The sequence below is a fragment of the Fontibacillus forbon genome, assembly GCF_046559655.1.
In the GTDB taxonomy this organism is placed as follows: Bacteria; Bacillota; Bacilli; order Paenibacillales; family Paenibacillaceae; genus Fontibacillus.
Genome location: NZ_JBKGFV010000003.1, coordinates 788,677 through 807,666 on the forward strand (window position 1 = coordinate 788,677; position 18,990 = coordinate 807,666).

15 protein-coding genes and 1 rRNA gene are annotated in these 18,990 nt (G+C 45.2%); all 16 read left to right on the forward strand.

Going from position 1 to position 18,990, the window contains the following annotated elements:
- Nucleotides 1-452 precede the first annotated feature (452 nt).
- The gene (gene ligA / locus ACLB09_RS15570; RefSeq protein ID WP_410770743.1) at nt 453-2,468 is read left to right on the forward strand and encodes an NAD-dependent DNA ligase LigA; all 2,016 of its coding nucleotides are present in this window, start codon (nt 453-455) and stop codon (nt 2,466-2,468) included.
- A gap of 303 nt (nt 2,469-2,771) precedes the next feature.
- A complete protein-coding gene (locus ACLB09_RS15575) occupies nt 2,772-3,938 on the forward strand; it encodes a cysteine desulfurase family protein (RefSeq protein WP_410770744.1) in 1,167 nt (388 codons plus the stop codon).
- Nucleotides 3,939-3,992: 54 nt separating this feature from the next.
- Nucleotides 3,993-4,478, forward strand: coding sequence for a hypothetical protein (locus tag ACLB09_RS15580; RefSeq protein WP_410770745.1), 486 nt, complete (start codon nt 3,993-3,995; stop codon nt 4,476-4,478).
- A 12-nt stretch (nt 4,479-4,490) separates the two neighbouring features.
- Complete coding sequence (locus ACLB09_RS15585) at nt 4,491-4,925, forward strand: hypothetical protein (protein ID WP_410770746.1); 435 nt, start codon at nt 4,491-4,493, stop codon at nt 4,923-4,925.
- Nucleotides 4,926-4,943: 18 nt separating this feature from the next.
- Nucleotides 4,944-5,339 carry a hypothetical protein gene (locus tag ACLB09_RS15590; protein ID WP_410770747.1) on the forward strand — a complete coding sequence of 132 codons (396 nt, stop codon included), beginning with the start codon at nt 4,944-4,946 and terminating at the stop codon, nt 5,337-5,339.
- Nucleotides 5,340-5,343: 4 nt separating this feature from the next.
- The gene (locus ACLB09_RS15595; protein WP_410770748.1) at nt 5,344-7,164 is read left to right on the forward strand and encodes an ABC transporter ATP-binding protein; all 1,821 of its coding nucleotides are present in this window, start codon (nt 5,344-5,346) and stop codon (nt 7,162-7,164) included.
- A 16-nt stretch (nt 7,165-7,180) separates the two neighbouring features.
- On the forward strand, nt 7,181-7,378 hold the full coding sequence (locus tag ACLB09_RS15600; protein WP_410770749.1) for a hypothetical protein: 198 nt from the start codon (nt 7,181-7,183) through the stop codon (nt 7,376-7,378).
- A 58-nt stretch (nt 7,379-7,436) separates the two neighbouring features.
- Nucleotides 7,437-8,765, forward strand: a complete 1,329-nt coding sequence (locus ACLB09_RS15605; protein WP_410770750.1) for an ABC transporter substrate-binding protein — start codon at nt 7,437-7,439, stop codon at nt 8,763-8,765.
- Between the two features lie 246 nt (nt 8,766-9,011).
- Nucleotides 9,012-10,373 carry a radical SAM protein gene (locus ACLB09_RS15610; protein ID WP_410770751.1) on the forward strand — a complete coding sequence of 454 codons (1,362 nt, stop codon included), beginning with the start codon at nt 9,012-9,014 and terminating at the stop codon, nt 10,371-10,373.
- A 330-nt stretch (nt 10,374-10,703) separates the two neighbouring features.
- The gene (murQ, locus tag ACLB09_RS15615) at nt 10,704-11,606 is read left to right on the forward strand and encodes an N-acetylmuramic acid 6-phosphate etherase (protein WP_410770752.1); all 903 of its coding nucleotides are present in this window, start codon (nt 10,704-10,706) and stop codon (nt 11,604-11,606) included.
- A 2-nt stretch (nt 11,607-11,608) separates the two neighbouring features.
- On the forward strand, nt 11,609-13,069 hold the full coding sequence (locus tag ACLB09_RS15620) for a PTS transporter subunit EIIC (protein WP_410770753.1): 1,461 nt from the start codon (nt 11,609-11,611) through the stop codon (nt 13,067-13,069).
- Between the two features lie 63 nt (nt 13,070-13,132).
- Entirely contained in the window at nt 13,133-14,182 is a 1,050-nt protein-coding gene (locus ACLB09_RS15625) for a DUF871 domain-containing protein (protein WP_410770754.1), read from the forward strand.
- 46 nt (nt 14,183-14,228) lie between these two features.
- Nucleotides 14,229-15,095: a MurR/RpiR family transcriptional regulator gene (locus tag ACLB09_RS15630; RefSeq protein WP_410770755.1), complete on the forward strand. Its 867-nt coding sequence runs from the start codon at nt 14,229-14,231 to the stop codon at nt 15,093-15,095.
- 215 nt (nt 15,096-15,310) lie between these two features.
- Nucleotides 15,311-16,774 (forward strand): ABC transporter substrate-binding protein, encoded by a 1,464-nt coding sequence (locus tag ACLB09_RS15635; protein WP_410770756.1) that lies wholly within the window; start codon nt 15,311-15,313, stop codon nt 16,772-16,774.
- A gap of 41 nt (nt 16,775-16,815) precedes the next feature.
- Nucleotides 16,816-18,294, forward strand: a complete 1,479-nt coding sequence (locus tag ACLB09_RS15640; RefSeq protein WP_410770757.1) for an ABC transporter substrate-binding protein — start codon at nt 16,816-16,818, stop codon at nt 18,292-18,294.
- 366 nt (nt 18,295-18,660) lie between these two features.
- Nucleotides 18,661-18,990 (forward strand): 16S ribosomal RNA (locus tag ACLB09_RS15645); the annotation flags it as partial.

Here is an 18,990-nt window from a genome sequence, read left to right on the forward strand (position 1 = left end):
ATCTGCATCGACTGTTTTTGCGATCGTTTCGTCCTCCTATCGTGTACAAATCGCAAAAACGTCCACCTAAAAGTGGACAAAGAGAAGTTTTATCCGGTAAGCAACTTTTGTCAATATCTGGTTTTAATAGCGTTATATACACACAAGATACAGTAACCAAGAGAACGAAGAGAGAGTATGTTCCGAATAGGGGAGTGTCCACCTTTTGAAAGACATTTCTTCGGAATTTTCCACCCTGGAAGGACATTTGTGAGTAAAAGTGAAGCCGGAAGCGGAAGAGCGCCAAGAGCCCGAGGAGCCCAACGAGCCCAACGAGCCCAACGAGCGCCAAGAGCCCGGGGAGCCCAACAAGCCCAACAAGCCCCAGAGTCCACAAGCCTAAGGATTCCAAGAAGCTCTGAATGGCCCAGGCGTTCCTCCGTTTCCATACATATAAGGAGGGTTGTCCCCGCATGGATGCAATGCAAAGAATGGAACAGCTTGTAGAGCAGTTGAACCAGTACAGTTACCACTACTATACCTTGGACCAGCCGCTTGTTAGCGACAAAGAGTACGATGTGCTGTACGACGAATTGGTCGCTTTGGAGGCCGCAGCCGGTGTCCAACTGCCCGACTCCCCTACGCTGCGGGTAGGCGGGGAACTGCTGCAAGGCTTCAAGCCTCACCGGCACCTTGCGCCGTTGTGGAGCCTCGATAAAGCGCAGAACGAGGAGCAGTTGATCAATTGGAACAATCGGGTGCAAAGATTAATCACCGATTTCAACAGTAAAAATCCCGACGATCCTTTGCCTCCGCCCACCTATGTAGTGGAGCTTAAATTCGACGGCCTGACCCTGAACCTGACGTATACCGACGGCACGCTGGTTCAGGCATCCACGCGGGGGAACGGTGCCGTCGGCGAGGGGATTCTTGCGCAGGTCAAAACGATCAAGTCCGTACCGCTGACGATCCCGTACAGCGACGGCACGATCGAAGTGCAAGGCGAAGGCATCATGAACTTGTCCGTTCTGGCCAAGTACAACGAAACCGCTGCCGAACCTCTCAAAAACGCCCGTAACGCAGCAGCGGGAGCGCTTCGTAACCTGAATCCGCGCACGACCGCGGAGCGGAAGCTCAGCGCATTTTTCTATAATGTGGGGTACTCCGACGGCATTCAGTTTGGCAATCATCAGGAGATGATGGCTTTTCTTAAAGAGAACCGTTTTAAGGTGAACCCTTATGTAACTTATCACGATAGCTTCGACAAGGTGATGGAGGTCCTTCACTCGATCGTGGAGCAGCGCGCTTCGCTGGACTACTTAATCGACGGAGCGGTTATCAAAATTACCGATATGCGCACCCGGCAAGCGCTTGGCTATACCGACAAATTCCCGCGCTGGGCGGTGGCGTTCAAGTTCGAAGCCGAGGAGACGACGACGATTCTGGAGTCAGTATCCTGGAACGTGGGCCGGACCGGCAAAATCACCCCGCTAGCCAAGGTGGAGCCGGTTGAACTGGCCGGCGTAACCGTACAGAACTGTACGCTGAACAATGTCGGAGACATCGAGCGCAAAAACTTGAAGTTTGCGCTCGGCACTCGCGTATTTATTCGCCGTTCGAATGACGTGATTCCGGAAATTCTCGGCAAAGTCACCGAAGAGCAGGACGGCGGCGAGATCCTGTATCCCGAAAATTGCCCGGCGTGCGGTTTTCCTTTGGAGCAGCGCGGCGCGCATCTGTTCTGCAACAACCGGCTCGATTGTAAGCCGCAAATCGTCAGCCGGATTACGCATTTTGCATCCCGTGACGCGATGGACATCGAGACGTTCAGCGAGAAGACGGCGGAACAGCTTCATGATGAGCTGAACGTGCGCGAGCCGGCGGAACTGTACACCCTGGCATTTGAAGACTTGATCAAGCTGGACCGGTTCGGGGAGAAAAAGGCCAACAATCTGCTCCAGGCTATCGAGCAGAGTAAAGGGCGGGATCTGGCCTCGTTCCTGTTCGCGCTCGGCATTCCGAACACCGGCAAGTCGACGACGAAAGTGTTGGCCGACCATTTCCGCGACTTGTCCGCGGTCATGTCCGCCACCGTCGAGGAACTAACCTCCTTGCCGGATATCGGCGGCATTGTGGCCGAAAGTATCGTCTCATTCTTCGCCGATCCGTTCATGCAGGCCGGCATTCAAAAAATGCTCTCCCTCGGCGTAGAAGCCAAGGCGCCGGAGGCAGCAGCGGCCCCGGTGACGGATTCCTTCTTCTCCGGCAAAACGGTCGTGCTGACCGGCACCCTGCACCAGCTTGGCCGCGACGAAGCGACGGAGCGGCTGGAAGCGCTCGGCGCCAAGGTCACCGGCAGCGTCTCGAAGAAGACGGACCTGGTCATCGCGGGCGAGAAGGCGGGCAGCAAGCTGACCAAAGCCAAGGAACTGGGCATCCCGGTGATCGAGGATGAGGACGAATTTATCAAGCTGCTGGATGGAAAATAAGAACAAGCTCAAGTAAGATCAAAAGAATTTTGAGCTACTAATTAAATATTTCGTTGGATAGAAGGTATGGTCTTCAAATTTGAGGAGACCATATCTTCTTTTTTTTGTAGCTATACAGACTAGTTAAGAAAAGTCCCAAATTTGTGAAAGCTTTAATTTTAATAGAATTAAGGTGTTGACAAGAATGACTAACAAATATAGCATATGTTAATATAAGGAATATAATTACTTATATTGTATTTAATTTAAATATATTCCCAATCTTGGTTTTTCCAAATACAAGTTTGATTTGGAGGAAGAATCTTGAAAACACTATATTTTGATTACTGCGCTTCATCTCCTTTATATCCACAAGTTATTCGACAACTGGAAGTTTCGGCAAGAGAGATTTATGCAAACCCGTCTTCTACTCATAAGATGGGTTTTGAGGTAAGTCATCTGATTGAAGATTCAAAAAATGTAATCTCAGAATTACTAGATATAAAATCTACTGAGATAATTTTTACATCTGGAGCAACTGAAAGCAATAACCTGGCGATTTTGGGAATTATCTCTGCCTTGAAGAAGAAATCAGATCAAGCGCTTCATATTGTTACGTCCAATGTAGAGCATTCTTCAGTTTTTAATTGTTGCAAAAGCCTGGAAAGTGAAGGAGTGGATGTTACATATTTGCCCGTTAATTCTCATGGTATAGTAAGCATTTCTGAACTTGAGAAGTCTTTGAGGCCTAACACAGCTTTGGTTAGTGTTATGCACGTAAATAATGAAACCGGATCCATACAGCCGGTAGAAGAAATTGCGGGATTGTTGAAATCTAAATTCAAACATATATATTTTCATGTGGATGGAGTCCAGGGTTTTGGCAAAGCACCCTTGAAATTGAACGATATAGATTTATTCACAATCTCGGGACATAAAATAGGTGCTCCCAAGGGCATTGGTGTTTTAATTGCTAAGGAATATGTAACTATAGAACCGCTTTTTTATGGTGGGAACCAAGAATATGGATTAAGACCGGGTACTACGAACGTTTCAGGTGTACTATGCATTACGGAAGCAATTAGAATATCGATAACTGAGCAACAACAGAGAAGGGAATACCTACAGAGACTTCATGATTATGTTTTATCAAAGCTGAAGTTGATACCTGAACTTGTTATTAATACTCCTATAGCACCTCTTGCCGCCCCACATATAATCAATTTTTCATACATGAATGTTCCTTCGGCAATATTGATCAGTCTTCTCACTAAAAAAGGAATCATAGTTTCTTCTCAATCAGCTTGTTCTTCACAGGTTAAAATAAGCCGTGTTCTAATGGCCATAACAAATGATGAAGGTATTTCATCCAGTAGCATTAGACTTAGCTTTCATGAAACGGTTCGTTTTGAAGAGATAGAGTATTTGGTAAATTCCATTAAGGAGATGGTTGATCAAATAAAATCAAAAAAGAAGTATTCTTATATATAATTTTCAATCAGTTAAGTAGGTGTAATTTATATAGAAGTGGAGGAGATCGGTATAGTGAGAGATCTTATACTGGATAACAAATCACATCGGAGATTTTTAAAGAAACCAATACTTGATACTCTGGATGTTGGAGACTCTATTGCAAATATCTTAATTGATAACCAAGCTGGGATTTATTTATATGATTTAATTGAAAATAATCATCTGGTTGCTGTCTTTCTCAGTACGGAATGCGATTCATGCGAGACGGCAATGGAAGCTATGGAAATATTTCATCAAAAAAATCCGGCAATTAACATAGTAGCCTTCATACATACAGAACTTTCTATATTCATTATGTTGGAAGAATACTTCAAAGGAAAACTACCAGTTTTTCATTTGCCAAAGATAAGAATGAACGAGGAGTTAAGGATTTATTCGTTTCCCAGGGGATTTACTATAAACTCTCAGGGGCAAGTTTTAAGGGTAGAAATTTGTGGACAAGAGTTTATTTTTGATTTATTGAGGAAGCCGTTAAGAAAGCTCTTGCCGTATCAATAGGAGGAAATAAGGATGGTTAGCCTACACGAAATATTTACTAAAGCTTCAAGTGGACAACATGAGAAAGATATTGACAAGCTTGGTGCTGTTACTTTTATTAAGTCCTTTGGAATCGATGGAGAAATAGATCCGCACACGATATATTGCTTCCTTTCCTTAAGCTGTGTACACTGCATTGATTTATTGCCGAAATTGGGAAAACTTAATGGAGAAAACTTTGTTTTAATAACGGATGGGGATGAAAATGAAAACAAAGAGATTAGACAAGAACTTAATTTTTCATTTCCGTTACATTCTTATCTAGGCCCACTACATAAAGTAAATATTACTAAAACTCCAATGTGTTTTTATGTTTCTATTGAAGGGAAAGTTTGCGGAGAAAAGTTTACACCAAAAATTACAGATATATTAGAAATGTTGAAAAGCCATGATCTTGGTTCCTTATAATGACTTGGTGGTGAAAAGATGAGTATTAGTGCCAGCATGTTAGTTGCAGATCGAATCAACTTCGATAGTTTTAATTACACACATTCTATTGGAAGAGTTTTGAACCGGTTAGAGATTCCGTCATTTCCCAATGCAGTTGTTACTGATGTTTATTTGAAAATCCGACTTCCTAATCCAGCCTTTATGGAGACAGCGCAAATATTGGTGTATGCACCTGATCAAATGCTGGAAGTAGAGTCACCTATAATTGAAATCAAAAATTATAGGCCCTATAAAGAATTTCCGGGCATGGATGCTAGTATGAACGTTAGATTTGCTGCAGTAGAAGAGGGAAGTTATATTTACCGTCTTGTCATTGGACAAAATTTGATTGTAATTGATTATCCCTTATACATACATGCGTCAGAAGTTTAGTGTCATGAAAATTTCTCAATTTTTAAAAACCTATCTGTTTATATTCAAATTCGTCGCTTCCAAGCAAATCTATAGATTCCTTGTTTTTGTAATCTGTTCAGCCTTAGAAGCTATAAGTCCTGTCGTTCAAATTTATTTGCTGAAAATCTTGACCGATTCGGTAGTACTCGTCTTTGAAAAAAAACAATCAATAACAGCTATTGTATTTCTACTGCTTTTACAGTTTATTCTTTTTTGCTTAAGCAACATTCTGACAACATGTAAATCACTCATGAAAACTAAAATCATTCAACAGTCTAACTATAGTACGGATCAACAAATAATTACAAAGGTTAATAGACTTCCATTACTATTTTTTGAAAACTCTGAAAACTGTAACATTCTTGAACGTGTAACTAATGGAATTGGTAGCAAGTCAGTTGAAGCTTTATTTTCTATCGTCGATATTTTCAAAACAATTATTACAATTATAGGATATGCAACTTTGTTATTTAAACTTCATTTTGCACTTCCTTTATTGTTATTGCTATTTATAGTTCCTTCCCTATTCGTAAATGTGAAAATCTCAAAGAGAAAATATATGCAGGGTTATCGCCAGACATCATTATTAAGAAGAATAGGTTATTTAATTAGCTTGTTTAAGGATAGAGCCGTTCAAAAGGAACTTAGGATATTTGGACATGCACCTTTCTTGGTAGCTTTATGGAAGGATGCGTTTTGGAAAACGGCAAGTGACCAGTACGAACTCGAGAAAAAAAATTTAACGCTTAATTCATGCATACTTATTTCCAACAATCTGATAAGCACAATTTTTATAATAGGCTTAATCTGGTTAGGGAGGCAGGATAATATGACAGTGGGTGATTTTATTGCTTACTCTCAATTACTGCCTATGAGTATATCATCAATCCAATTATTATCGAGCAACTATGGGAATTTAATAAATAATGGATTAGTTCTTCGGGATTTCATTGGTTTTTTGGAATTAGAAGAAGACATAATTAATGATGAAGTTAAACCCACAGTCTCAGGACCTGAGAAACATAGTAATGAGATTTTAATCGTGAAAAATTTATCATTCAGGTATCCCAATAGAAAGACTTACGCACTGAATAATGTATCTTTCAATATCAAGAAGGGCGAGAAGGTTGCTATTATTGGATCTAATGGCTCAGGAAAAAGTACTCTTATAAAGTGTTTGATAGGTCTATTTCCAATAAAGGATGGAACAGTATTATTAAATGGTGTGAATATAAACAATCTATCTCATTCTGTAATCACTAAAGATATTAGCGTCCTATTTCAAGATTATGTTAAATATGAATTTTCTTTAAAAGAAAATGTGATTTTGTCCAATAATATGTCCAATAAGGATCAATTCCGTCTGAATGAAGTCATTCACCAGTCAGGTTTATGCGAAATTATTGACAGACTGGAAAATAAGGAAGACACCTTTTTAAGTCCTTCGTTCGAGAACGGGGTGGACTTATCCGGTGGACAATGGCAAAAGGTGGCATTAGGAAGGGTCTTTTATAAACAGTCAAAAATCATAATTCTTGACGAGCCGACTGCGGCCCTCGACCCGATTACAGAATCCGCACTAATTAAACAATTCCTTGATTTATCAGAGGATAAAACAGCGATTATCATTACCCATAGATTATCCAACTGTATTGAAGTAGATAGAATAATTGTTCTTCATGATGGAGAAGTGGCTGAAGTAGGTAATCACAATGAATTACTAGAAAGGCAAGGGACTTATTATAAAATGTTACAGGCTCAAGCGTATCAACTTAAGAGTCAGAGTCCGCTGGAGGTTATATAGAAAGGAGGTGAGAACAATGGAAACAGTTTGTGGGTCTGTACAAGAATGTACAGACAACCCTTGTGGTAACAGAAAAACGAAATATAAACATAATTATGGCTGGCAGCAAATTGAACCTGTAACTGTCACCTGTGCGGTATTTGGCTATCCCGGCGATGGAGTTTGCTATTCTTGTAGTAAATATTTAGATTCAGAATATGTATCCTGCTGTTAAACAAAGAGGGTCACCTTGGTGACCCTTAATATTTTATGAGAGGTATGGAATAAATCATATGTTAAAAAGAAAAGTCCTACTTCTAATTATGACCATAATTCTTGTTCTGGTTAACTTAAGCGGTTGTATAAATAAGGAGACTCCAGAATCGAATAAACCCATCTTAATTAAGATATTGACCTGGAATGAGAAGGGTTTTTTTGAACGTTACGGTAATGTTTTTCTTGCTACACATCCAAATTTTGATTTTGAAACTATTTTAATTCCAGAGTATTTGAAGCCTGGAGAAGACTTAAATCAAGCGATCGAGAGAATCATAATAAATGAATCACCCGATGTCGTGTCACTTAATATGGAATTCTATGATTACTTAAGAGAAAAGGGATTATTAGAACCATTAAACCCATTTATAAAAAGGGATAATTTAGACTTGTCGACCTATACTCCAAGCGTAATTGAGTTTCTACAGGATAATCAAAATGATTTGTTGGGGCTCACTCCTACCTTTACGGGTAAAGCAATTTATTACAATAAAAAATTGTTTGCTGAAAATAATATTCCAGAACCGTCCGATTTAATGACTTGGGATGATATTTTCCAACTGGCGCAGCGGTTCCCTAAAACCTTGAATAATGGCGATACACCTGTTTACGGATTTTACCATAAGGATATGGCAAATTCCTTTTTGTTCGGGTTAAGTATTGGCGAAGGAAGTGGAGTGACATTATATAACAATAATACTTTTACCTTGAACACCGAGGCATGGAATAATATTTTTGATGATATAGTTCAATGCGTTGAGACGAAATCCTGTTATGAAGCAATAGACATAAATCAAGGTAATAGCAGTATGGATATTCAGAGTTATCCATTTCTGGCTGGAAATATTGCAATGGCAATCGATGACTCCTCATTATATAAACTTTTGATAAATAACGATAAATATAAAAATCTCGAGTGGGGAGTGGTCTCTTACCCTGTAAGCCCGGAATATCCAGATACCGGGAATATGATCGATATAAATGAAATTTTTTCTATTAATTCTTCATCAGCGCAAATAAAAGAATCTTGGGAATTTATTAGCTACATTAACGGTGATAACTACGCAAGATTAATTCAGAGGATAAATCCTTATGAACTTCCTGTACGAGAGAATGCTAATGAAAATAGGGATCCTCAAATACAGGCTTTTTATAGAATTCGTCATTTAAATATCAATTTGACCAATAAATTGAGAAAACTCCCCAAAAAAGTTTTAGCAAAAATAGACGAGTCATCCAATAAATACATGAATGAGATTTATAAAAAAAATATGTCTGTTCAGGAAGCGTTGGAGTCCATCGAAAATGAACTTCAATTTTCCATGAATGAGGAACTGAAAAATTAAGAGTAAAGAGACACTCAGTTAGTCATGGCTCTTTTGTTTAATCTGAAACTCCGGACTTGCGGTTTATTCCAAACCGCAGTCCGGAGTTTTTTTGCGTCTACCGCCGCCGCCAAGCTATTTTTCGAAAAGTGACTCAGATCATTGAAGCATTCCCGTGTAGCTCTCATCATGGGAAAGGGCTATCGGAAGGCTATGCCTGTCCAAAGCCAGCGAAACCACATTGAACATGAAAGATGGGAATACCGAATGAATCATGAAGCATTGCAGCTACAGTGGAAAGCCTCGCGTTTTAATGCGCAGAGCGGGGATGATGTGGGCGGCTTAATTCTGTATAACAGCTATACCGGCGCAATCGACTCATTCTCGGCGGAAGAGCGAAGCCTAGTGTTGGAGTGGCTACGCCCCGGAGCGCCTGTTCCGGATCCGGTTCCACCGTTGTTCGCCGGGCTGATCGAGCACGGGTTTCTCGTCGGTGCCGATACGGACGAACTCCGCCGGGCTACGTTCTTGCATCAATCGATGCATGCCCAGGATACGATGCACCTGGTTCTCCTTGTTACCGAAGCGTGCAATTTCCGCTGCAACTATTGCTATGAACACTTTCCGCGGGCTTCGATGACTCAGGAAGTCATCGCAGGCTTGGAAGCGTACATGAAAGAACGAGCCAGAACGCTGAATCGGCTGACAATCAGCTGGCACGGCGGCGAGCCGCTACTCGTCCCGCACATCATTGAACGGTTGTCCCGTTCGTTCATGGCGTCTTGCGAGCAAAGCGGCGCTACTTACGGGGCCGAAATGTCAACCAACGGCTATTATCTGACCAAGGCCCGTTTTGAACAGATGCTGGATTTGCATGTCGAGCGATTTATGGTGACGTTAGACGGCGGAGAGCAGGTTCATGATACCCGCCGTGGGCTTCATGGGGGCGGGGGGACTTACCGGACAATCGTAAACAACTTGCTGTCCCTGAAAGAAGTAGAACGTTCTTTTGAGATTAATGTCCGCGTTAACTTTGATAACAGCAACCTGGAAGCCGTCAAACAGTTCATTCCCGTGCTGTATGAATTATTTGGGGACGATCCCCGGTTTAAAGTGTACTTCCGTCCCGTCGGCTGCATGGGTGGCGAGAATGATCTGAACCTGCCGGTGTGCGACGAGCGAACCAAGGATATCAAAATTTGGGAGTTCAATGAACAGGCGATTTCGGCCGGGCTTACCGTCAGTTCATTTATTTCGGATACGTTGCTTCCGACCGGTGCCGTGTGCTATGCGGCGAAGCCGAATTCCCTGATCGTCGGCTCCGACGGTTTGTTGTACAAATGCTCCGTGGCTTTGGAGCAGGACAATAACCGGCTGGGCGTGATTCATCAGGACGGCACGCTGGATCTTGATTACGACAAGCTGGCGCTTTGGACGACTTCCGGCGAGGAGAGCGATGAGAACTGCCAGGCTTGTTTCTTCCGTCCTGCTTGTCAGGGGAACCACTGTCCTTTATTCCGCATGCGTACCGGAGAGCGCCCGTGTTCTTACGAGAAACGCCAAATCAAACAGGCACTGCGGACGATCTGGCTGCAAAATGAAGCGGATGAAGCGGTGCATTCCAACTGAAACGCAACGACTTATGCGCCATTTATTTTGTAAGGAGGTGATTTTAAGTGAAGGTAATCCGTTCCGCAGCACAAGCTGCCCTGGTAAAAACGGGCCGCGTCTCCAAGTCGGTTCCAGGAAACTTGAGTTAATTTTTCTCGACTAAAAAGTCTTCAAATCGGAAATGATCCGGTTTGAAGACTTTTTTTATGGTGAAATAAATCTGCCATCCTCTGAAACATTATTACATAAAACTAAATTATTATTGTAATTTTATTTCTTATAGTGTACACTGTGGGCAGATAGATAAAGAAATTAGGATTAAGAGAATTTGGAGAGGGAGGGATATGGTTGCTGGATAACTTGATTACGGAAACAAGAAATGACCGTACGCTGGATTTGGATCAACTGTCAACGATATCGGTCCTGGGTTTGATGCAGGAGGAAGATGCCAAGGTATCGTTGGCGATTAAGGAGCGGCTGCCGGATATCGAAAAGGTGACAAAATGCGTCATCGAGAGTTTCAAGCGGGGAGGACGCCTCATTTATACAGGGGCTGGCACAAGCGGGCGGATGGGCATTCTGGATGCCGTTGAATGCGTTCCTACGTTCGGTACGGATCCGAATATGGTACAAGGCGTAATCGCCGGCGGCGAAACGGCCATTCGACTGGCGGTGGAAGGTGCGGAAGATTCGCTGGAACAAGGCGAGGCCGATTTGAAGAAATTGAATTTAAGCGATAAGGATACGGTCCTGGGAGTCGCGGCTAGCGGACGCACGCCTTACGTCATCGGCGGACTTCAATATGCCGCCCGGGTCGGAGCTTCCACGGCCAGTCTGTCTTGCAACAAAGACGCCGAGATCAGCAAATATGCCAAGTATCCGATTGAAATTGTTACCGGTCCCGAGGTACTGACGGGGTCGACGCGCCTAAAAGCCGGAACGGCTCAGAAAATGGTGCTCAATATGATTTCAACGGCCGCCATGATCGGAATCGGGAAAGTTTACAGCAATCTGATGGTAGACGTTCAGCCTACAAACGAGAAGCTGGTGATCAGAGCCAAATCCATGATCCGGGAGATTACGGGATGCGATCTTGAAACCGCTTCCGATTACTACGAGAGGAGCCACCATCAAGTGAAACTGGCAGTGGTTATGCTGCTTACGGGCCTGGAATATGAAGAAGCGCAGCGGAAGCTGGCGGAGTCGGACGGATTCATACGACGGGCCATACAAACAGAAAAGGGGATATGACCATGGCAAAAGAAAAAGATATGGCCTTAGAAATTCTGGATACCATCGGCGGCATCCAAAACGTAGAGCTGGTTACCCATTGTATGACGCGCGTCCGTCTCACGCTGCGTGACGAAGAGACGGCCAACATCGAAAAGCTGAAGAAGGTGCCGGGAGTCCTTGGAGTGATCGTAGAATCGACCCTGCAAGTGATCGTCGGCCCCGGGCTGGTCGGCAAGGTGGCCAAGGAAATCGCGGAGATCAGCGGAGTCGAGATGGGCGAGCCCATTCCTCTGGATGCAGTTCCTCATGGCACGGCCAACGACCTTGGCGACAACAAAAAGGAGGCAGCCAGAGTAGCTGCCGAAAACAAGGAAAAATATAAAAAACGCAATGATACTCCGATCAAAAATTTCTTGAAATCGATTTCCCATATTTTTATTCCGTTGGCGCCCGCTTTTGTGGCAGCGGGTTTGTTGGCGGGGATCACCGCCGTAATCTCCAACTTCATTACGGCCGGTTACCTGACCGGAGACGGCTGGTTGCAGTTTAACCTGATCCTGAACGTCATCAAAAACGGCGTGTTTTCCTACATGGCGATTTTCGTCGGGATCAACTCGGCCCGAGAATTCGGCGCCAGCCCGTCATTGGGCGGATTGATCGGCGGCGCAACGCTGCTTACGGGGATGAAACCCGAGCTTCCGATCATGAACCTGTTTACCGGAGAGCCGCTCATCGCCGGCCAAGGCGGAATTATCGGCGTTGTGTTGGCCGTATGGATATTGTCCGTTATTGAGAAAAAGCTGCACAAAATCATGCCGGACTCCATTGACCTGATTGTGACTTCGCTACTGAGTGTATTGGTTACGGGGTTGTTGACCATCTTCCTGATCATGCCTTTTGCAGGCTTTGTTGCCAGCAACCTGCTGATCGCCGTCAACTGGATTCTTTCCGTCGGCGGGGCCTTGGCCGGATTCGTACTTGGCGGGATTTGGCTGGTCATGGTTATGCTGGGACTGCATCATATTATGACGCCGATTCATATCGAGCTTATTAACCAGACCGGCGTGACCGTACTGCTTCCGATTCTGGCGATGGCTGGAGCGGGTCAAGTTGGCGCGGCCCTCGCGCTTTGGGTTCGCTGCTATAAGAACAAGCCGCTAACAAACATCATCAAAGGCGCCCTGCCGGTCGGCGTAATGGGCATCGGGGAGCCGCTGATCTACGGGGTTACGCTTCCGCTTGGCAAGCCTTTTGTGACGGCCTGTCTGGGTGCTGCCTTTGGCGGGGCCGTGATCGGGTACTTCGGCAATGTCGGCGCGATTGCCATCGGGGCGACCGGTCTGGAGATGCTGCTGCTGATCGCCGACGGCAAATGGTGGATTTATCTGCTGGGGCTGCTCACCGCTTACTTTTTCGGCTTTTTATGCACCTACCTGTTCGGTGTGCCTAAGGAAGCCAGACTGCCTAAAGAAGCGGCATAATGAACCTTATTTTATAAAACCGGACAATTACAGATTAGAATGAGATAAAAGGAGTGGATGAGAGTGGGCGGCGTACTTGTCTCGTTAACGGAACAAAGCATCGATGAGTCTTTGGCCTATTTGACGCTAATGCGCGAGCATGGTTTCGATACGATTTTTACTTCCTTACAGATTCCGGAGGAGGATCCGAACCATTTGCTTGAACCGCTGAACCAAATCGGCGGATTCGCGGCCGAACATCAAATGATGCTGATGGTCGATGTTTCTCCGCGAACGTTCAATAATTTCTCTCTTGCCCAATTGAAGGAGTGCGGCGTTACGGGGCTGAGAATCGACAACGGGATGGAAAATGCGGAAATCGCGGAACTTACCCGCGACTGGCAGGTTTCCCTCAATGCAAGCACGATCGATCAAGCCTTTCTGGATGAGCTGAAAAGGCTGGGAGCCGATTTTTCGGCTCTGGAAGCCTGGCACAATTACTATCCCCGGGCGGAGACGGGACTTGAATGGAATACGTTCAAAGCCCGGAATGAGTGGTTGAGGTCCCAGGGATTGAAGGTAGGCGCCTTTATTCCGGGCGACGGAAACCTTAGAGGGCCTTTGTGCGAGGGATTGCCTACCTTGGAGCAACACCGCCATCAATCGCCTTTCGCCAGTTATCTGGAGCTGCAATACGAGGGTGCGGTGGATCTGGTGGTGATCGGAGATTTGTCGGTCAGCGATTGGACGATGCGGCAGTTTATTTCATGGAATGAAGGCGTCGTGCTGCTCGGTGTCCGCGATCAACTTCCGTCCCATGTATGGGATGAGATCCATCATAACCGGCCGGATATTGCTCGCGACGTAATTCGCTCGGAGGATGCGCGGAGACATTTCAAAGGAGACATCGAGCCGGCCCGTTGCGTGGAACGGCCCCCGGGGGCCCTGACCCTGGATAATGACAAATATAAGCGTTACAAAGGCGAATTCCAGATTGTTTTGAATCCTCTTCCGCGTGATGAACGGGTGAACGTGATCGGTTATGTAACCGAGGAAGATCTCCCGCTGCTGCCGTTTTTGCAAAAGAGCGGCCACCCTTTTCGTTTTCTTGCCAGGGAACATCATCAGGCATAATATAGTAGTATTAAGTAGGTTCAGAGATTGATTTGGAGGCGTTAACGTGGGTGTTGGTCAAATATTATCGCGAATCGAGAATGTGATGCCAAAATTAACGCAGTCCGAGCAAAAGGTAGCGCGATTCGTGCTCGCCGCTCCGGATGAGGTCGTATTTATGTCCGTGCAGGAAATGGCTACCCGTTCTCTTTCCAGTAGCGCTTCGGTTGTCCGCTTTTGCCGTTCCATGGGGCTAAAAGGCTTTCCGGAACTGAAAGTGGCGCTATCGGCGGATTTGGCCAAGGACCAGAAGACAGGATATTACGATTTGAACAAAAACGAGAACACCGCCGATCTGGTCGACAAGATTCTATCCAATGCGGTTCAATCGTTAAGGGATACCGTGGGATTGCTTGATATTGGCGTGATCGAGAAGGTCGCGCATAGCCTCCACGAGGCCCCGGCGATTTTCGCCTATGGGGTAGGAGCTTCCGCCCTTGTAGCGGAGGATATTGCGCAGAAATGGCTACGCTTGGGCAAGAATGCTTATGCTTTTTCGGACATGCACGTCTTGACCATGAGCATGGCCAATGCACCCCGGGGCAGTGCTTTCATAGGCATTTCTTACAGTGCCGCCACCAAGGAAGTGCTGCAGTTAATGAAGTTTGCCAAAAAGAACGGACTCGTGACGATCAGCTTCACCGGATTCGGAAAGAGCGAGCTGTCTGAACTCAGCGATTACAATCTTTATACTTCACTGGCTCCCGAGGCCAAGGTCAGAAGTGCGGCGACCGGATCGAAACACAGCCAATTTTTCATTATTGATGTGCTGTTCTATGCTTATGCTTCAATCAATATTGAATTTTCGATCGATAAAATCCAAAAGACACGTGATGCGATCAATGATTTGAAGAATAAAGAAATGAATGACTGAGAATGTTCGGCTAGCGAGATTAGCTTCATCAAATTAAAAGCCTTTTCGGACCTCCAAGGGGGACGTAAGGGCTTTTTTTTCATATAAACCTTTACTCGCCTTTATTCTTTTGAAACCATAGGTGGAAATTCATAACAAAATTATGTAACTTTCCATCTCTTGCATACGTTATACCACTAGAACGTATATTAAAAAGTTTAATTCAGGGGGTAGAAATGAAACTGAAGTGGTTACATAAGTCGTCGCTCCTGGTCATCAGTAGTATGCTGCTGATCGCGGGTTGCAGCGCCGGTCCGGCCAAGGAATCGCAAAAGGAGCAGCAAAGTCTCAAAATCATGTTCGGGGACGAAGGATATTTTTATCAAACCTACGGCGATCTCTTTGCCATGAAGTATCCGAACATCGATATCGAAGTCGTAAGCATGCAAAACTTATATAACGGGGAGCAACAAGATTACAAAAAAGCCTACAAGGATTTCGTGGAGAAAGAGCAGCCGGATATCGTTATGCTGGATACCGATAACTATGATACCTTCGCTTCAGAAGGCCTGCTTATGGAATTGGACACGCTGATCGACAGAGATAAGTACGATACGAGTACGATTTTTCCCGGACTGATCGATCTCTTGAAGGAAAAAGGCGGCGGCAAGCTGTACGGGCTTGCTCCATCCTTTTATGGCAACGCCATTTTTTATAATGCCGATTTATTCGCCAAGTACGGAGTGGAACTTCCGCATGACGGGATGACCTGGCAGGAACTGATCGATACGGCCCGCAGGTTCCCGGTGGACGGGGACGAGAAAACGCGGATTTACGGATTCGGGGAGCAATACGGGGGTACGACGCTTGAAAACCTGGCTTCCAGAATCGCCTCAACACAAGGGCTGCAAGCGATAAACCCGAATACGTTGAAAGTCACGCTGAACACGGACTCCTGGAAACAAGCTTATAAGACCGCATACGATGCGCTGGAATCCAACGCCATTTACAATCCGAAGGACGGCGGCTTCCAAGGCGGGACGATGGAAGAATATTATCAAAGCCAGCCGTTTTTGATGGGCCGCATGGCGATGACGATGGACGGCTCTTATTTCTTGCAGAATTTTAAGCAGGCCAAGAGTGCCATCAAAGATTATAAACCGTTTCAGCTCGGCATTGTCGCAGGGCCGGTAGATCCGGCAACGCCGGATCAAACGCGCGATATTTATTTCGGAAGAATATTGAGTATCCGCGCGAACTCCCCAAATGCGGACGCAGCCTGGGAATTCCTCAAATTCGTTAATGGTGACGAGTATGCAAAAATCAAGTCGAGAACGATGAATGACGGAGTGTTGTCACGAATGGGAGCTACCAAAGAATATGACGGAATCAGTCTGGAAGCATTCTACAAGCTGAAGCCGATCTTTGATAGCAATACTGCGAACATGGACAAGATTCCTGTGGAATTTTATCAAAAGTATCAACCGATTGTTTCCAGAGAAATGGATCTGGTTCAGAAGAAGAGTAAATCGATTGACGAAGCGCTGCGCACGATCGAGGAAGAAGGTCAGGCACAGCTGGATATAGCGGTGAAGGAACAGGCAAACAAGAAGAACTCCGATGCTTCGGGTAATGAGAGCGCGGGAGGTGGAGCTGCAGCGGAAACCAGCGTTACCGTTGAATCCGATTCAGCGGAGTAGGTTGTGGCACGAGAACAAATATTAATGATCGGGAGGGGCCTATGTTAAAAAGTAAAAAGCTGCAAAAGCTTACGCTAGTGGCGATGGCCAGTCTGCTGGTGCTGATTACCGGTTGTAATAGCAGTCCGGCGAAAGAAACCGAAACCCAGCGTAGTATGAAAGTGATGTTTTATGACGAGAGTTACTTTTTTCAGCAGTACGGCGATTTGTTTGCCATGAAATATCCGAATGTCGATATTGAAGTCGTCAGTACCCAATCTATCTACTCCGGAAATAATGGAGAAGTGATTGACTACAATAAGGCGCTTAGAGATTTTATCGACAAGGAACAACCGGACGTTGTAATGCTGGGCACGGATAACTACGATAAGATGGCTAACGAAGGAAAACTGGTGGAACTGGACCCGTTAATCGAACGGGACAAATATAATATCGATTCGATTTACCCTGCACTTATTGAGGTTCTTAAAGAAAAAGGAGCCGGTAAGCTTTACGGCCTGAGTCCAACTTTTAGCGGTTCCGCTGTTTTCTATAACGCGGACTTGTTCAAAAAGCACGGTGTCGAGCCGCCTCATGACGGAATGACCTGGCAGGATATTCTTGACCTGGCCCGCCGCTTCCCGAGCGAAGGGGACGAGAAAACCAGAGTCTACGGATATGGAACGAATTATGGAATGTCATTTAGTATGTTGGCCCAGAGCATTGCCTCTGCGGAAGGGCTGTCCGCAGTCAATCCGGATACGCAAAAGGTAACGCTCAATACCGATTCATGGAAAAAGGTCTATAAACTTGCGCTCGATGCCATGGATTCCAAAACGGTCTACAATCCGAAGGACGGCGGCTTCATGGGCGGGACGATGGAGGAGTACTACCAGAGCCAATTGTTCCTGATGGGACGGATTGCAATGACGGTAGGTGATCCGTATATGCTGCAGAATTTAAAAGAAGTTAAAAATTCGCTCAAAGATTATAAACCGTTTGAACTTGGAATGGCTACGGGACCTGTTGATCCGGCGGATCCCGAAACGACTAGGAATGTGTATTTCAATGACGTTTTCGGAATCAGAGCGGGATCGCCGAATGTGGACGCCGCCTGGGATTTCATTAAGTTCATTAACGGGGAAGATTTTGCAAAGATCAAATCCAGAACGATGAACAACGGGTTGCTGTCCCGGATGGGATTTAATACGGAGTATGACGGGCACAACCTGGAAGTCTTTTATAAGCTGAAACCGAAAACGACGCCGGATATGTCTTCCCGGATGGACAAAATCCCTATGGAATTCTATTCGCAGTATCAGACGATCATGGATCGTGAACTCGCACTCGTTCAGGAGAAGAAGAAATCGATTGATGAGGCTCTGCAAACAATCGAGCAGGAAGGCCAGGTCGCGCTCGACAAGGCCATCAAGGATAAAGAGGCCAATAAAGGCAAAGAAGATACGGCAGGCGGTGAAGGATCAGCCGAATCGGGCTCAAGTTCGGACGGTTCCGTTATCGTGATTGAATCTCCAAAGTAATAACGATTTACGGTATGCTCAGAGAACTGATCTCATGGTGGGGATGAACCTGGCGTGAAGGTCAGTTCTTTTTTATTTGGAATAATTTACTTATTGCATTCGGTGACTGGGCGTGGTAAATTATTTCTTGTCGCTTCCGACGGTTGCTTGCTAAATTGCTTCCGTCATAAAAAAAGAAGTTGACACCGAATTGAATGCTCGCTATAATAAGTAACTGTTCGACAAAAACTGACTTCATGCAGAATGAGTCGAATAGAAGCAAGCAAGTTCTTTGAAAACTGAACAAATGGAACACGTCATATTTAAACGATTATTATAATCGTCAGTTTCAAAATGAGCTATCAGCTTATTCAATAAGTTTCAACTTTATTGGAGAGTTTGATCCTGGCTCAGGACGAACGCTGGCGGCGTGCCTAATACATGCAAGTCGAGCGGACTAATGGATTCCTTCGGGAATCCGTTGGTTAGCGGCGGACGGGTGAGTAACACGTAGGCAACCTGCCCATAAGACTGGGATAACTACCGGAAACGGTAGCTAATACCGGATAATTTATTTTGCCGCATGGTGAGATAATGAAAGGCGGAGCAATCTGTCACTTACGGATGGGCCTGCGGCGCATTAGCTAGTTGGTGGGGTAACGGCTCACCAAGGCGACGATGCGTAGCCGACCTGAGAGGGTGAACGGCCACACTGGG

Coding starts and splice junctions, on each gene's coding strand:
- ligA (WP_410770743.1), top strand. CDS start 453: ATGGATGCAATGCAAAGAATGGAACAGCTTGTAGAGCAGTTGAACCAG.
- ACLB09_RS15585 (WP_410770746.1), top strand. CDS start 4,491: ATGGTTAGCCTACACGAAATATTTACTAAAGCTTCAAGTGGACAACAT.
- ACLB09_RS15590 (WP_410770747.1), top strand. CDS start 4,944: ATGAGTATTAGTGCCAGCATGTTAGTTGCAGATCGAATCAACTTCGAT.
- ACLB09_RS15595 (WP_410770748.1), top strand. CDS start 5,344: ATGAAAATTTCTCAATTTTTAAAAACCTATCTGTTTATATTCAAATTC.
- ACLB09_RS15600 (WP_410770749.1), top strand. CDS start 7,181: ATGGAAACAGTTTGTGGGTCTGTACAAGAATGTACAGACAACCCTTGT.
- ACLB09_RS15605 (WP_410770750.1), top strand. CDS start 7,437: ATGTTAAAAAGAAAAGTCCTACTTCTAATTATGACCATAATTCTTGTT.
- ACLB09_RS15610 (WP_410770751.1), top strand. CDS start 9,012: ATGAATCATGAAGCATTGCAGCTACAGTGGAAAGCCTCGCGTTTTAAT.
- ACLB09_RS15620 (WP_410770753.1), top strand. CDS start 11,609: ATGGCAAAAGAAAAAGATATGGCCTTAGAAATTCTGGATACCATCGGC.
- ACLB09_RS15635 (WP_410770756.1), top strand. CDS start 15,311: ATGAAACTGAAGTGGTTACATAAGTCGTCGCTCCTGGTCATCAGTAGT.
- ACLB09_RS15640 (WP_410770757.1), top strand. CDS start 16,816: ATGTTAAAAAGTAAAAAGCTGCAAAAGCTTACGCTAGTGGCGATGGCC.